This is a genomic window from Streptomyces sioyaensis (genome assembly GCF_004122735.1).
Lineage (GTDB): Bacteria > Actinomycetota > Actinomycetes > Streptomycetales > Streptomycetaceae > Streptomyces > Streptomyces sioyaensis.
Genome location: NZ_SDIF01000147.1, coordinates 1 through 13,278 on the forward strand (window position 1 = coordinate 1; position 13,278 = coordinate 13,278).

11 protein-coding genes and 1 pseudogene are annotated in these 13,278 nt (G+C 72.9%); 9 read left to right on the forward strand and 3 right to left on the reverse strand.

Annotated elements, in window-relative coordinates; translation table 11 throughout:
• Positions 1–1,212: amidohydrolase family protein (locus EST54_RS30255; RefSeq protein WP_135796908.1), on the reverse strand; the 1,212-nt coding region annotated here is incomplete at its 3' end.
• A gap of 255 nt (positions 1,213–1,467) precedes the next feature.
• On the opposite strand from EST54_RS30255, the gene EST54_RS30260 reads away from it, so the two are divergent.
• The 5 genes and pseudogenes from EST54_RS30260 to EST54_RS30270 form a co-directional block, all read left to right on the forward strand.
• Positions 1,468–4,404 carry an AfsR/SARP family transcriptional regulator gene (locus EST54_RS30260; protein WP_129250896.1) on the forward strand — a complete coding sequence of 979 codons (2,937 nt, stop codon included), beginning with the start codon at positions 1,468–1,470 and terminating at the stop codon, positions 4,402–4,404.
• Between the two features lie 212 nt (positions 4,405–4,616).
• Entirely contained in the window at positions 4,617–4,793 is a 177-nt protein-coding gene (locus tag EST54_RS34175; protein ID WP_154074040.1) for a hypothetical protein, read from the forward strand.
• Positions 4,794–4,927: 134 nt separating this feature from the next.
• Positions 4,928–5,080, forward strand: a complete 153-nt coding sequence (locus EST54_RS34180) for a hypothetical protein (protein WP_154074041.1) — start codon at positions 4,928–4,930, stop codon at positions 5,078–5,080.
• A 130-nt stretch (positions 5,081–5,210) separates the two neighbouring features.
• Positions 5,211–6,761: a class I adenylate-forming enzyme family protein gene (locus EST54_RS30265; RefSeq protein ID WP_129250897.1), complete on the forward strand. Its 1,551-nt coding sequence runs from the start codon at positions 5,211–5,213 to the stop codon at positions 6,759–6,761.
• A 115-nt stretch (positions 6,762–6,876) separates the two neighbouring features.
• Positions 6,877–7,461: pseudogene (locus EST54_RS30270) on the forward strand (TIGR03086 family metal-binding protein); the annotation flags it as partial.
• An 88-nt stretch (positions 7,462–7,549) separates the two neighbouring features.
• Here EST54_RS30270 and EST54_RS30275 read toward each other — a convergent pair.
• Positions 7,550–9,187 (reverse strand): FadD3 family acyl-CoA ligase, encoded by a 1,638-nt coding sequence (locus EST54_RS30275; protein WP_129250899.1) that lies wholly within the window; start codon positions 9,185–9,187, stop codon positions 7,550–7,552.
• A 108-nt stretch (positions 9,188–9,295) separates the two neighbouring features.
• Here EST54_RS30275 and EST54_RS30280 point away from each other — a divergent pair, with 108 nt between their 5' ends.
• From EST54_RS30280 to EST54_RS30290, 3 genes are read left to right on the forward strand one after another with little or no spacing between them, the layout of a single operon-like run.
• The gene (locus tag EST54_RS30280; RefSeq protein ID WP_129250900.1) at positions 9,296–10,444 is read left to right on the forward strand and encodes a lipid-transfer protein; all 1,149 of its coding nucleotides are present in this window, start codon (positions 9,296–9,298) and stop codon (positions 10,442–10,444) included.
• Between the two features lie 60 nt (positions 10,445–10,504).
• Positions 10,505–10,987, forward strand: coding sequence for a Zn-ribbon domain-containing OB-fold protein (locus EST54_RS30285; protein WP_129250904.1), 483 nt, complete (start codon positions 10,505–10,507; stop codon positions 10,985–10,987).
• Entirely contained in the window at positions 10,984–11,778 is a 795-nt protein-coding gene (locus EST54_RS30290) for an enoyl-CoA hydratase/isomerase family protein (protein WP_129250901.1), read from the forward strand. The genes EST54_RS30285 and EST54_RS30290 overlap by 4 nt, the downstream gene beginning before the upstream one ends.
• 25 nt (positions 11,779–11,803) lie before the next feature.
• Here the strand turns inward: EST54_RS30290 and EST54_RS30295 are convergent, their stop codons facing one another.
• Positions 11,804–12,337 carry a hypothetical protein gene (locus tag EST54_RS30295; protein WP_129250902.1) on the reverse strand — a complete coding sequence of 178 codons (534 nt, stop codon included), beginning with the start codon at positions 12,335–12,337 and terminating at the stop codon, positions 11,804–11,806.
• Positions 12,338–12,552: 215 nt separating this feature from the next.
• On the opposite strand from EST54_RS30295, the gene EST54_RS30300 reads away from it, so the two are divergent.
• On the forward strand, positions 12,553–13,278 hold a 726-nt coding region (locus tag EST54_RS30300), incomplete at its 3' end, for a hypothetical protein (RefSeq protein ID WP_129250903.1).

Below are 13,278 nucleotides of genomic sequence, written 5' to 3' on the forward strand. Positions count from 1 at the left end.
CGCCCACAGCCCCTCCCCCGTCAGCCCCAGCAGCTCGATGGCGTTGCCGCGGACGATCCGTTCCACCACGTCCGGGGGCAGGTGGCCCATCTGGGACTCGCCGACCTCCCGGGACTTGGGCCAGGTCGAGTCCGAGTGCGGGTAGTCGGTCTCGTACAGGACGTTGCCGACGCCGATCGCGTCGAGGTTCCGCAGCCCGAAGGCGTCGTCGAAGAAGCAGCCGTGGACGTGCTCGGCGAAGAGTTCGGCGGGCGGGCGCAGGACCTTGTCGGCGACGCCGCCCCAGGCACGGTTCTCCTCCCAGACCACGTGGGCGCGCTCCAGGATGTACGGGATCCAGCCGATCTGGCCCTCGGCGTACATGATCTTCAGGTGGGGGAAGCGGTCGAATGCGCCGCTCATCAGCCAGTCGACCATCGAGAAGCAGCAGTTGGCGAAGGTGATCGTCGAGCCGACGGCGGGCGGGGCGTCGGCGGAGGTCGAGGGCATCTTCGACGAGGAGCCGATGTGCATGGCGATGACCGTGCCGGTCTCGTCGCAGGCGCGCAGGAAGGGGTCCCAGTAGTCGGTGTGGATGCTGGGCAGGCCCAGGTGGGGTGGGATTTCGCTGAAGCAGACGGCACGGACGCCGCGCGCCGCGTTGCGCCGTACCTCCGCGGCGGCCAGTTCCGCGTCCCACAGGGGGACGAGGGTGAGCGGGATCAGCCGGCCCTGCGCCTGCGGGCCGCACCACTCCTCCACCATCCAGTCGTTGTAGGCCCGTACGCCGAGCAGCCCCAGCTCGCGGTCCTTGGCCTCGGTGAAGGTCTGGCCACAGAAGCGGGGGAAGGTGGGGAAACACAGGGCGGACTGGACGTGGTTGAGGTCCATGTCGGCCAGCCGCTCGGGCACGCTGAAGGAGCCGGGGCGCATCTGCTCGTAGGTGATCCCTTCGAGCCGGATGTCGTCGCGGGAGTGGCCGACGGCGGTGTCGAGGCGGGTCAGCGGGCGGTGCAGGTCCTCGTAGACCCACCAGTCGGCTATCGGGCCGTCGTCACCCTCGGCGCCCATCTTTGGAGCGAACTTTCCGCCGACGAAGGACATTTCCTTCACGGGCGCCCGGACGATGCGCGGTCCGGTGCCGTGGTACTTCGACGGGAGCCGATCCAGCCAGACATGGGGAGGCTCCACCGTGTGGTCGTCCACCGAAATGATCTTGGGAAAGGTCGCCATGCCGGATACGGTAGCGCCGATCTGACGATCCGTCAGCAACGGATGCCGGGAGGCCGGGAACCCAGGGGCGCACGGAGCATCAGCCTCCGCGCCCCCGCGGTGCGCCACCCCGCCCCCGGCCCCGATCAGGCGGGGAGGCTTTGTGCACGGTCGGGACCCCTACTGACGGAAGCGGGCGCGACAAGGCAGACTGACCGTTGCGCACAGCAAGGCAGTGCGTACAGCGCGACAGATGGCACACGGCAGGGGGGCACCATGGACGACGGTCCGGGGCGGGAGCGGCTCCGCTTCACCGTGCTCGGTCCCGTACGGGCCTGGCGCGGCGCAACGCCGCTGGCAGCGGGCTCCCCGCAGCAGCGTGCGCTGCTCGCCGCACTACTGCTGCGCGGCGGACGGACCGCCACCGCGGCCGAACTCGTCGACGCCCTGTGGGGCGACGAGCCGCCGCACGCCGCGCTCGCCGCGCTGCGTACGTACGCCTCCCGGCTGCGCAAGGCGCTGGGCGACGACTCCGAGGCCCTGGTCAGCGAGTCCGGCGGCTACGCGCTGCGGCCGGTGGACGGCCGCCCGCTGGACCTCGACCACGACCACGCCGAGCAGTACGCCGGCGAGGCGGAGAAGGCCAAGGCGTCCGGCGACCGCACCCGCGCCCGGGAACTCCTCGACAAGGCCCTGGCGCTGTGGGACGGCGAACCGCTCGCCGGGCTGGCCGGGCCGTACGCGGAAACCCAGCGCACCCGGCTGGAGGAGTGGCGACTGTCCCTCACGGAGACCCGCCTCGAACTCGACCTGGAAGCCGGCTACCACGCCGAGGCGGTGTCCGAGCTGACCGCGCTCACCGCCGCGCACCCGCTGCGCGAGCGGCTGCGCGAACTCCTCATGCTGGCGCTGTACCGCAGCGGCCGGCAGGCCGAGGCGCTCGCGGTGTACGCCGACACCCGCCGGCTGCTCGCCGACGAGCTGGGGGTCGACCCGTGCGCCTCGCTCTCCGACCTGCACCAGCGGATCCTGCGTGCGGACACCGACCTGGACGCGCCGCCCGTCGTCGACGACTGTCCGGACACCAGCGACCAGGTCTTCGTGCGTCCCCAGCAACTCCCGGCGACCGTCGCCGACTTCACCGGCCGCCGCGCCTTCGTCAACGACCTCGGCCGGCAGCTCGCCACCGCCGAGGGCAGCGTGATGGCCGTCTCCGCACTCACCGGCATCGGCGGCGTCGGCAAGACCACCCTCGCGGTCCATGTCGCGCACGCCGCCCGCGAGCACTTCCCCGACGGTCAGCTCTACGTCGATCTGCAGGGCGCGGGGCACGCCCCCTCCGAGCCGGAGGCGGTGCTCGGCGCCTTCCTGCGGGCCCTCGGGACCGCTGATTCCGCCATCCCGGACGGCCTGGAGGAGCGCGCCGCGCTCTACCGCTCCACCCTCGCCGGCCGCCGCGTCCTGGCACTGCTGGACAACGCCCGCGACGCCGCGCAGATCCGCCCGCTGCTGCCCGGTGCGGAGGGCTGTGCCGCGCTGATCACCAGCCGCGCCCGCATGATCGACCTGGCCGGGGCGCATCTGATCGACCTCGATGTGATGAGCCCGGAGGAGGCGCTGACCCTCTTCACCCGCATCGTCGGCGAGGAGCGCGTCACCTCCGAGCGGCAGGCCGCCATGGCCGTCGTCGGTGCCTGCGGCTTCCTGCCGCTGGCCATCCGGATCGCCGCCTCCCGGCTCGCCGCGCGCCGTACGTGGACGGTGTCCATCCTGGCCCGCAAGCTCGCCGACGAACGCCGCCGGCTGGACGAGCTGCGCGCCGGCGACCTCGCCGTCAAGGCCACCTTCGAGCTCGGCTACGGGCAGCTGGAGCCCCATCAGGCCCGCGCCTTCCGCCTGTTGGGGCTGGCCGACGGCCCGGACATCTCGCTGGCCGCCGCGGCGGCCGTGCTCGACCTCGACCTCGATGACGCGGAGGACCTCGTCGAATCCCTGGTCGACGCCAGCCTCCTGGAATCCGCCGCCCCCGGCCGCTACCGCTTCCACGACCTGGTCCGGCTCTACGCCCGCGACTGCGCCGAGCGGGACGAACAGCCACCCTCGGAGCGGGACGCGGCGCTGTCGCGGCTGCTGGACTTCTATCTGGCGACGGCCGCCCGGATGTACGCCCTGGAGCGGCCCGGCGACCGGCTCATCGACCACATGGAGACCACCCGCTATCCGGGGCTGGAGCTGACGGACCGGCAGGCCGCGCTGTCCTGGCTGTTCAGCGAGGCCAGCTGTGTGCTCGCCTGCGCCCAGCAGGCCACCGGCCCCGCCTTCCTGCGGCGCTCGGTCGACCTGCTGCTGCTGACCCTGGACCTCGCCGAGTCCGGCGCCGACGCCCGGCAGTACGAGCAGGCCAATGTGCGGCTGCTGGCGGCCGCCCGGGCCGCCGAGGACCAGCACGCCCAGGCCCGGCTGCACACCTCGCTCACCAACGTCCACACCCTCGCGGGACGGCTCGACGAGGCGGACGAGCACGCCAAGTCGGCCATGCTCCTCGGTCTGGCGGTGGGCGACCCCTTCTCGTCGTCCAACGCGCCCAACGACCGGGGCATCATCGCCGGTGAGCAGAAGCGGCACGCGGACGCGGAGGCCTACCTCAACCAGGCGCTCGCCGCCTTCCGCGCGGACAACAACGAGCAGTCCGAGGCCAGCGCGCTGTGCAACCTCTCCCGGGTCCATCTGGACACCGGGCGCACGGACAGCGCCATCGCGCTCGCCGAACAGGGCATCGCCATCTACCGCCGGCTCGGCGCCGAACGGCGCCTGGCCAACGGCATGTACGCACTGGCGCTGGCCTTCACCCTGGCCAACCGCCTGGACGACGCCACCGTTCAGCTGATGAAGGCGCTCACGATATTCCAGCAGAGCCGCCAGCGGTTCTGGGAGGGCATGACGTACTTCCGCCTCGCCGAGGTCGAACTGGCCGGGAACCGGCCCGCGGACGCCGCCAACCACGCCGAACAGGCACTGACGACGCTGCGCGGTATCGGCGGCGAGTGGTGGCGGGCCAATGCCCTGACGACGCTCGGCCGGGCCCTGCACGCCATCGGCCACCCCGGCCGGGCGCGGGTGTGCTGGCAGGAGGCGCTGGCCATCCACGACCGGCTCGGCTCGCCCGAATCCCTCACGGTGCGCTCGCTACTGGCTCCGGTGGCCGCCGCATAGTCGCAGGTCAGCGACGTAATCGCGGACGTTTATCGATCGTTCATCGCCACCGGCCAGTCTCTTCATTACCGAACCGCCGCCTCGGGGGGCAAGCGGCTCGGTGACCCGGCCCCACCGTAAGGTGTTCGGCCCTGGTACACCTCTCCGGCGGCCCACGGGGGAGTCGCCGGCGAGGCGTACTGTACAGCGCCCATACACAGGAGTTGGTCACCGTGAGTACTGAAGAGAACAACATCCCGCCCAACCAGAAGCCGATCATCAAGCCGATGGACAAGCACCGGCCGATCATCGGCGAGGGCACCGCGCCGGAGGCGTCGCAGACGCCTGTGCCCGGCGTCCTGTCCGCCAAGGACAAGCACCGGCCGATCACGGACCCCCACGAGGTCTGAGCGGTTCGCAACACGTTTTCGGGGGATCGCAGGGGCTGGTTTCGATGGCACGGAGGGGAGCCATCGGGACCGGTCCCTGCGGCGTTTTTCCAGCTCCCCTCCTCCTATGGCACCTTCCAGCACCCGGAGTTCGCATGAACCGACTCAAGACGGCCCTCGTGACCCTTGCCGTGGCCACCGCCATAGCCGGCGGCGCCGCGGCACCGGCACTTGCCGACAGCGCCCATCCCGTCCCGGGTACGGGCCTGACCACCCTGGACCGGCACCGGCCCGTGGCCACGCAGTAGGCCCCCAGTAGGCCCTGCAGACCTCTGACGCTCCGTCAGTTCCGCTGCTACAGTCGCGCCAACCGGCCCCGGGCGAGGTCGCGCCGGGGCCGGAGCACGTTCCGTCCTGCTCACCGTCAGGAGGCGCGCCGTGAGGGAGTCCGCTCGTCCGCAGTCGCTCTGGGAGCTGGCCGAGTACCGGGCACGGGCCTCGCGCGGGGCGCCGATGTTCTTCGACGGGAACGGGCGGACGGTCACCTTCGACGCGGTGCGGGACGAGGCGCTGCGGGTGGCGGCCGGGTTCCGGGAACGGGGGATCGGCGCCCGGACGCGGGTGGCCTGGCAGCTGCCGACCCGGATCGACACGGTGATCGCGTCGCTCGCGCTGGCCCGGCTCGGCGCCGTGCAGATACCCGTCATTCCCCTTCACCGGGAACGCGAAGTGGGCTTCATCCTTGCGGAGTCGGCGGCGGAGTGGGTGCTCGTACCGGGCGTGTGGCGGGGGTTCGACCACACCGCGATGGTGCGCTCGCTCGCCGGGGACGGGGTGCGGGTGCTCCCGGTGGACGAGGGGCTGCCGGTGGGTGACCCGGCCGGGCTGCCGGAGCCGGTGCCGGCCGGCGACGGGGACACCACCTGGATCTACTACACCTCCGGCACCACCAGCGCCCCCAAGGGCGTCGAGCACACCGACGCCACCCTCATCGCCGGTGGCCTCGGGCTGGCCACCGCGCTGGGGATGTCCTCGGACGACATCGGCTCGATGGCCTTCCCGTACGCGCACATCGCCGGCCCGGACTATGTCGTCGCCATGCTGGTCGGCGGGTTTCCGGCGGTCGTCCTGGACAGCTTCGAGCCGGGCCGGGCGGCCGACGTCTACCGGCGGCACAAGGTGACCATGGCCGGCGGAAGTACCGCCTTCTACCAGGCATTTCTCGATGAGTCGCGGCACTACCGGCAGCAGCGGCCGCAGGCGGGCCGGCTGATCCCGTCGCTGCGGCTGCTGTCCGGCGGCGGGGCGCCGATGCCGCCGGAGCTCTACCGGGCGGCCGGGCGGGAGCTGGCGTGCGCGATCGTGCACGGCTACGGGATGACCGAGTGCCCGATGATCGCGATGGGCAGGCCGCACGACAGCGACGAGCAGCTCGCGCGGACGGTCGGCAGGCCGGTCGTGGGCGCGCGCGTGCGGATCGCCCGGCCGGACGGGTCCGAGGCCCGGACCGGGGAGAGCGGTGAGGTGACGGTCAAGGGCCCGATGCTGTTCCGGCGCTACACCGACCCGGCGCTGACCGCGGAGGCCTTCGACGCCGAGGGCTTCTTCCACACCGGTGACCTGGGGACCGTGCGCCCCGACGGGCATCTGGTGCTCACCGGACGGCTCAAGGACATCATCATCCGCAAGGGCGAGAACATCTCCGCGCAGGAGATCGAGGACCTGCTGCACACCCATCCGGCGGTGGCGCAGGCGGCGGTGATCGGGCTGCCGGACCGGGAGCGCGGCGAGCGGGTGTGCGCGGTGGTCACCCCCGCCGATCCGGCCGCGCCGCCGCCCACCCTGGACGGCCTGACCGCGCATCTGCGGGCGGCCGGGCTGATGGTGCAGAAGCTGCCGGAGCAGCTGGAGATCACCGCGGAGCTGCCGCGCGGCGGGCCGCTGAACAAGGTGCTGAAGGCGGCCCTGCGGGCGCGGTATACGGAGTAGTCGGCGGTCCTCGGCGGTGTGGCGATGAGTTCCGGGCCCGGCCGGAGTCTTCACTGGGAGTGCGGCGGCAGCTCCGCGCCGGCGCACTCCCCTTGGAACGGAAGGAACCCGGACGATGACCGAGATGATCGACCTCGCGGCGCAGGCCCGGCTGGTGGCGCAGCTCGCGGAACACACCGACGAGACGCGGCTGGACGCGCCCACCCCCTGCGAGACCTACGCCGTGGGCCACCTCCTGGGGCATCTCGTCGGGCTGGCCGGCGCGTTCCAGGACGTGGCGCGCAAGCAGCGGACCCCGGCGACCAGCGGCCCGCCGGACGGGGCGCACCGGCCCGATGTGGAGCCCGGCTGGCGGGCCGAGCTGGAGCGCAACCTCCGCGGGATGGTCGAGGCCTGGCGCGACCCGCAGGCGTGGGAGGGGGAGACCCACGCCGGGATCGCCCTGCCGGGCGCGGTCGCGGGCCGGGTCGCACTCAATGAGCTGGTGCTGCACGGCTGGGACCTGGCGCGCGCCACGGGTCAGGAGTACGCACCCGGCCGGGCCGACCTGGACGCCTGTCATGCGCTGCTCGCCTCCTGGGCCGAGGAGGGCCGGCCGAAGGAAGGGCCCTTCGGCCCCCCGGTGCCGGTACCCGAGGACGCGCCGCTGCTCGACCGGGTGGTGGCACTCAGCGGCCGGCGGCCCGACTGGGCGCCGCCGGGGCGTAGGCCGTCGCGGTGCGGAGTCCCCCGCCCGCCCGGTCCGGCGGCCGGGGGATCACGCGGGAGCGGGCTCAACGGCCTGGGGATCACGCGGGAGCGGCCCCCGGGACGCCGTGGCGCAGCCGGGTCTTGAGTATCTTGCCGCTGGCGTTGCGCGGGAGCGCGGAGACGAAGGCGACCTCCCGCGGGACCTTGTAGTTGGCCATCTCCCGGCGGGACCAGGCGATCAGGTCGTCGGCGGTGAGCAGGGAGCCGGCCCGGCGGACCGCGTAGGCCTTGCCGACCTCGCCGAGCCGGGGGTCGGGTATGCCGACGACGGCGACCTCGGCGATGTCCGGGTGGCGGCCGAGGAGTTGCTCTATTTCGGCGGGGTAGGCGTTGAAGCCGCCGACGATGAACATGTCCTTGAGGCGGTCGGTGATCCGGAGGTTGCCCGCCGCGTCGAGGACGCCGATGTCGCCGGTGCGCAGCCAGCCGTCATGCGTGAGGGCCCGGGCCGTGCCGGCCGGGTCCTCGAAGTAGCCCGACATCACGTGATAGCCGCGGACCTGGACCTCGCCCGCTTCGCCGGGGGCCGCCGGGCCGCCCGAGGCGTCGGCGACCCGGACCTCGGTACCGGGCAGGGCCCGTCCCGAGGTCGTGGCGATGACCTCGGGCGGATCGCCGCGGCGGCACATCGTGACGATGCCCGAGCTCTCCGAAAGGCCGTACGCGGTCAGGACGGTGGAGATCTTCAGCTCGCTGCGCAGCCGTTCGACCAGCTCCAGCGGGACCACGGCGGCGCCGGTGACCACCAGGCGCAGCGCGGACAGGTCGTACCGGGCGCGGGCGGGGTGGTCGAGCAGTTGTTGGTGGAGGGTGGGCGGGCCGGGGAGGACGGAGATGTGCTCGGCGGCGATATGGGCGAGCGCGGTCTCCACGCTGAAGACCGGCTGCGGGATCATCGTCGCGCCGCGCAGCAGACAGGCGATGACCCCGGCCTTGTAGCCGAAGGTGTGGAAGAACGGGTTGACGATCAGATAGCGGTCGCCCTCCCGGAGGCCGGCGAGTTCGCTCCAGACGTCATAGGCGCGCAGGGTCTGCCCATGCGTGATCACGGCGCCCTTGGGGTGACCGGTGGTGCCGGAGGTGAAGATGATGTCCGAGGCGTCGTCGGGGCGCAGCGCGTCGGCCCGGGCGCGGACCGTCCGCGCGGGCACGGACGCACCGCCGGCGAGGAAGTCCCGCCAGGTGACGAAGTCGGCGGGGGCATCGTCGGCGAGCACCACGACCCGCTCCAGCTGCGGCAGGCCGGGCAGCGGGCCGCGGCCGGTGCCTTCCCGGGCGGCGCGGCGGAGCGAGGCGGCGTAGGACGTGCCGAGGAAGGTGCCGGTGACGAAGAGGAGCCGGGCGCGGGTGCGGCGCAGGACGTAGGCGGCTTCGGTGCCCTTGAAGCGGGTGTTGACCGGGACGAGGACGGCGCCGGCGGTGACCGCCCCGAGGGCGGAGACGATCCAGTCGAGGGTGTTGGGCGCCCAGACGGCGACGCGGTCGCCGGGGGCGACCCCGGAGGCGATACAGGCGGCCGCCGCCCGCTCCACCCGCTCCCCCAGCTCCGCGTACGACACCCGGGTGCGGCCCTCGACGACGGCCTCCCGGGGGCCGTACCGCAGCGCGGCCGCGCGCACGAGGTGAGGGATGGCGCCGTACTCCAGATCGGCGCGCACGTCCGGATCGTCCTGCATCGCCCTGCCTCCCGCCGAAGAGCCGGCCCACACTAGCTGACTGGTCGTCAGATTAGCGGTAGCCTCCTCCGCTGTCAGCACTGACGACCGACCACGGAGGTGGTGACGGTGGCGACCCTCAAGGACGCTACGGCGATAGCCGGCATCGGGCAGACGCCGTTCGCGAAACAACTTCCCGCATCGGAGAAGGAGTTGGCCTGCCGGGCGATCGTCGCGGCGCTGGACGACGCCGGGATCGCCCCCTCGGAGGTGGACGCCTTCGCCTCCTACACCATGGAGGAGACCGACGAGGTCGAGATCGCCAAGGCCATCGGCGCCGGGGACGTCACCCACTTCTCCAAGGTCGGTTACGGAGGCGGCGGTTCCTGCGCGACCGTGGCCCATCTGGCCGCCGCCATCGCCACCGGCCAGGCGAGCGTCGGCGTCGCCTGGCGGTCCCGCAAACGCGGCTCGGGCCCACGGCCCTGGAAGAACACCCGGGTCCAACTGCCCACCCCGGGGCAGTGGACGCGCCCCTTCGGACTGCTGCGCCCCGCCGACGAGATCGGCATGCTTGCCCGCCGCTACATGCACGAATACGGCGCCACCCGCGACCACTTCTTCAACGTCGCCCTCGCCTGCCGCAACCGGGCCAACCAGAACCCGGCCGCGCTCATGTACGAACGCCCGCTGACCCGCGAGATGTACATGACCGCCCGCTGGATCAGCGAGCCGCTCTGCCTCTTCGACAACTGCCTGGAGACCGACGGCGCGCTGGCCTGTGTCGTGGTCGCCGCCGAGCACGCCCGCGACTGCCGCCACCGGCCCGTCTACGTCCACGCCGCCGCCCAGGGCCTGCCCGCCCAGCACCACGGCATGGTCAACTACTGGAACGACGACCCGCTCACCGGCCCCGCCTGGACCGCCGCCCGGCAGTTGTGGAAGGGCGCCGACCTGGGCCCACAGGACGTCGACGTGGCACAGATCTACGACGCCTTCACCCCCCTGATCCCGCTCTCGCTGGAGGGCTACGGCTTCTGCGGGCGCGGCGAGGGCGCGGCCTTCACCGAGGGCGGTGCCCTGGAGACCGGCGGCCGGCTGCCGCTCAACACCGGTGGCGGCGGCCTCTCGGAGGCCTACGTCCACGGCTTCAACCTCATCACCGAGGGCGTCAAGCAACTGCGCGGCACCAGCACCGCGCAGGTCCCCGGCGCCGCCACCTGTCTGGTCACCGCGGGCGAGGGCGTCCCCACCTCGGCCCTGCTGCTGAGGAGTTGAGACGCCATGACCACTCGTGAGCCCGTCGGCGGACCCGTGCGGGAATCCGTGCGCGATGCCATGACACCGAGGGTGCCACCGGCCACTGACAACCGGCCCGACGAGGCCGCCGGCCTGCTGCTTCCCGTCCCCGACGAGGACGGCGCCCCGTTCTGGGAGTACGCCGCCAGGGGCGAGCTGCGCATCCAGGCCTGCGACGACTGCGGCGCACTGCGCTTCCCGCCCCGGCCCTGCTGCCCGCACTGCCAGTCCTTCGCCGCCCGTTGGCAGAAGATGAGCGGCCGCGGACGCATCTGGTCCTATGTGCTGCCGCACCCGCCGCTGCTGCCCGCGTACGCCGCCCTGCCCGGCTACAACGCGATCGTCGTGGAGCTGGCGGAGGCCCCGCGCATCCGCCTGGTCGGCAACCTCGTCACCGCCGCCGACGCCCCGCTCAACTCCGTCGCCCCCGCCCGGCTGCGCATCGGCGCCCCGGTGAAGGCCGCCTTCCACACCCTCCCGGAAGGCGTGACCGTGCCCCGCTGGCTCCTGGAGCGGCCATGACCCTGCGCCTCGCGGTCAAGGACGGGGTCGCCCTGGTCACCCTCGACCGGCCCGACCGGCACAACGCCATCGACCTGGACACCGCCGCCGAACTCGCCGCCGCCTGGCGGGCGTTCCGCTTCGACGACGCCGTACGGGCCGCGGTGATCACCGGCGCCGGCGGCCGGGCCTTCTGCACCGGCCTGGACCGCTCCGCAGACGTCCCCCAGCCGTCCTCACCCTTCTCCCTGGACGACCCGCTGCTCCACATCGGCCCGAAGGCCAACGACCTGTGGAAGCCGGTGATCGCCGCCGTCGACGGCATGGCCTGCGGCGGCGCCTTCTACCTCCTGGGCGAGGCCGAGTTCCTCATCGCGTCGGAGAACTCCACCTTCTTCGACCCGCACACCACCTACGGGATGGTCAGCGCGTACGAATCCATGTCCATGGCACAGCGGATGCCCTACGGGGAGATCGCCCGGCTGGCCCTGATGGGGACGGCGGAGCGGCTGGGCGCACCCCGCGCCCACCGGATCGGCCTGGTCTCCGAGCTGACCGCGCCCGGCGCCGCGGCCGAGGTGGCGCTGCGCCGCGCGGCCGTGCTCGCCACCCAACCGACCGAGGCGGTCCAGGGCACCGTACGCGCCCTGTGGGCGGCCCGGGAGGCGGCCGCGGCGCCGGCCCTGGCCCACGCCCCGCAGCTGATCGCGCTGGGCAGCCTGCCCCCGGACCGCCAGGCGGAGCTGTTCACCGCCCGGAAGCGCCCCGGCCACCAGGAAGGCGGACCCGACGGCGGCCCTCCGGTGAGGTGACGTGACCCACGGAGACAGCGGCCCCTTACATACGGGTCTTGTGCGCCCGGGTGATCTGGCAGGTGTACCAGAAATGCCCGATGGAGGACTGGTTGACGGTGTACTTGGCGGTGTACGTCTCGGTGTCCCCGGGGCCGACGACGATGGAGCGCTGGTGCAGCCCGTACGCCTTGCCGTCGGCCGGCTTGGCCTTCATCCAGTTGACTGCCATGTCGTAGGAGAAGGAATCCGTCGTGGACGGATTGGTGATGGAGACCGTGTAGGTGAACTGGCGCAGCGAACTGGAGAAGTCGCAGTTCCTGCCGCTCACGTCGTCCCGGCCGTCCGGGTCGTAGGTCTCCTCGGCCGGCGACGTCGAGTAGGTGGGCTCCTCCGACGGCCCGCTCGTGCCGTACCCGTCGCTGGGCGTGGCCGACGGGGACGGGGGCAGCACCACCGGGTGCCGCTGCGGGAGGAGACAGCCGCTGGCCGTCGCGGCCGTGACCAGTACCAGGGCGGTTGCGGCCGCCGCTCTGCCCGCCCTGCGGGTGCCCCCGCGGCCGGCCGTGCCCGTGCGCATGCGCTGCTTCATACTCCGCTCGATCCCCCGTGAGAACGTCCGACCCCGTCGCCACACCGTGGCTTGACGCGTGCACGGCACCCTAGCAAGAGCGGGTGACACCCTGGACGGGGCACCGCCCACGCGGGCGGGCGTACTTCTCTCGCGGGCGCAGACGCGCAGGCGTAGCGTCGGTCACGGAGGACGACTGGACGACCCGAAGCGAGGCGACGCCCGTGGTGCGCAACGTTCTCGGGTCGCTGATCGCCCTCGCCGGAGCGACGGCCGCCGTCTGGAGCCCCTTCCGTCCCTGGTACGACGGCCGTCACGGCAGTGACGTCCGGATCGAGGACCTCTTCCACGGCATCACGGGCTACGGTGCCGCGCTCTTCGGCTCCCTCCTCCTCCCCATGGCCTTCGCCGCGCTGCTGACCCTGATCGGTGTCGCCCTGCGCTCCCGGCTGCTGGTGACCGTCGCGGGCCTGGTGGTGCTCGGCTTCACGGTCCTGTGGATGGTCCGCCAGGGGCAGGCCGCGAGCGAGCTGACGGCCGGCGCCCGCGGCCTGGGGGTGGGCGTGGCCAACGCCCTGGGCGGCGGCGCCCTGCTGCTGCTCGGCGCCCTGGTCATGCGGGGCCGCGACCGCCGGGTCCTCGACCGCGACTATGACGACCGGGGATACGACCGCGGGTACGACGACCGGCGCTATGACGACCGCGGGTACGACGACGGGTACTACGGACGCCCGCCGCATGACGACGGGTACTACGGACGCCCGCCGTACGACGAGCGCTACTCCGCCCCCACGCGCTACGACGAGGACACGCCCTACCCCCCGGGGACGCCCGAACCGTGGGACGCCGGCCGCCCGGGGGCCGAGGAGTGGAACCCGGAGCCGTACTCGACCGGCCCCACCCCCACCGGACCACCGGCGGGCCCCGCCCCCGGGCGGCCGGCGTCCCAC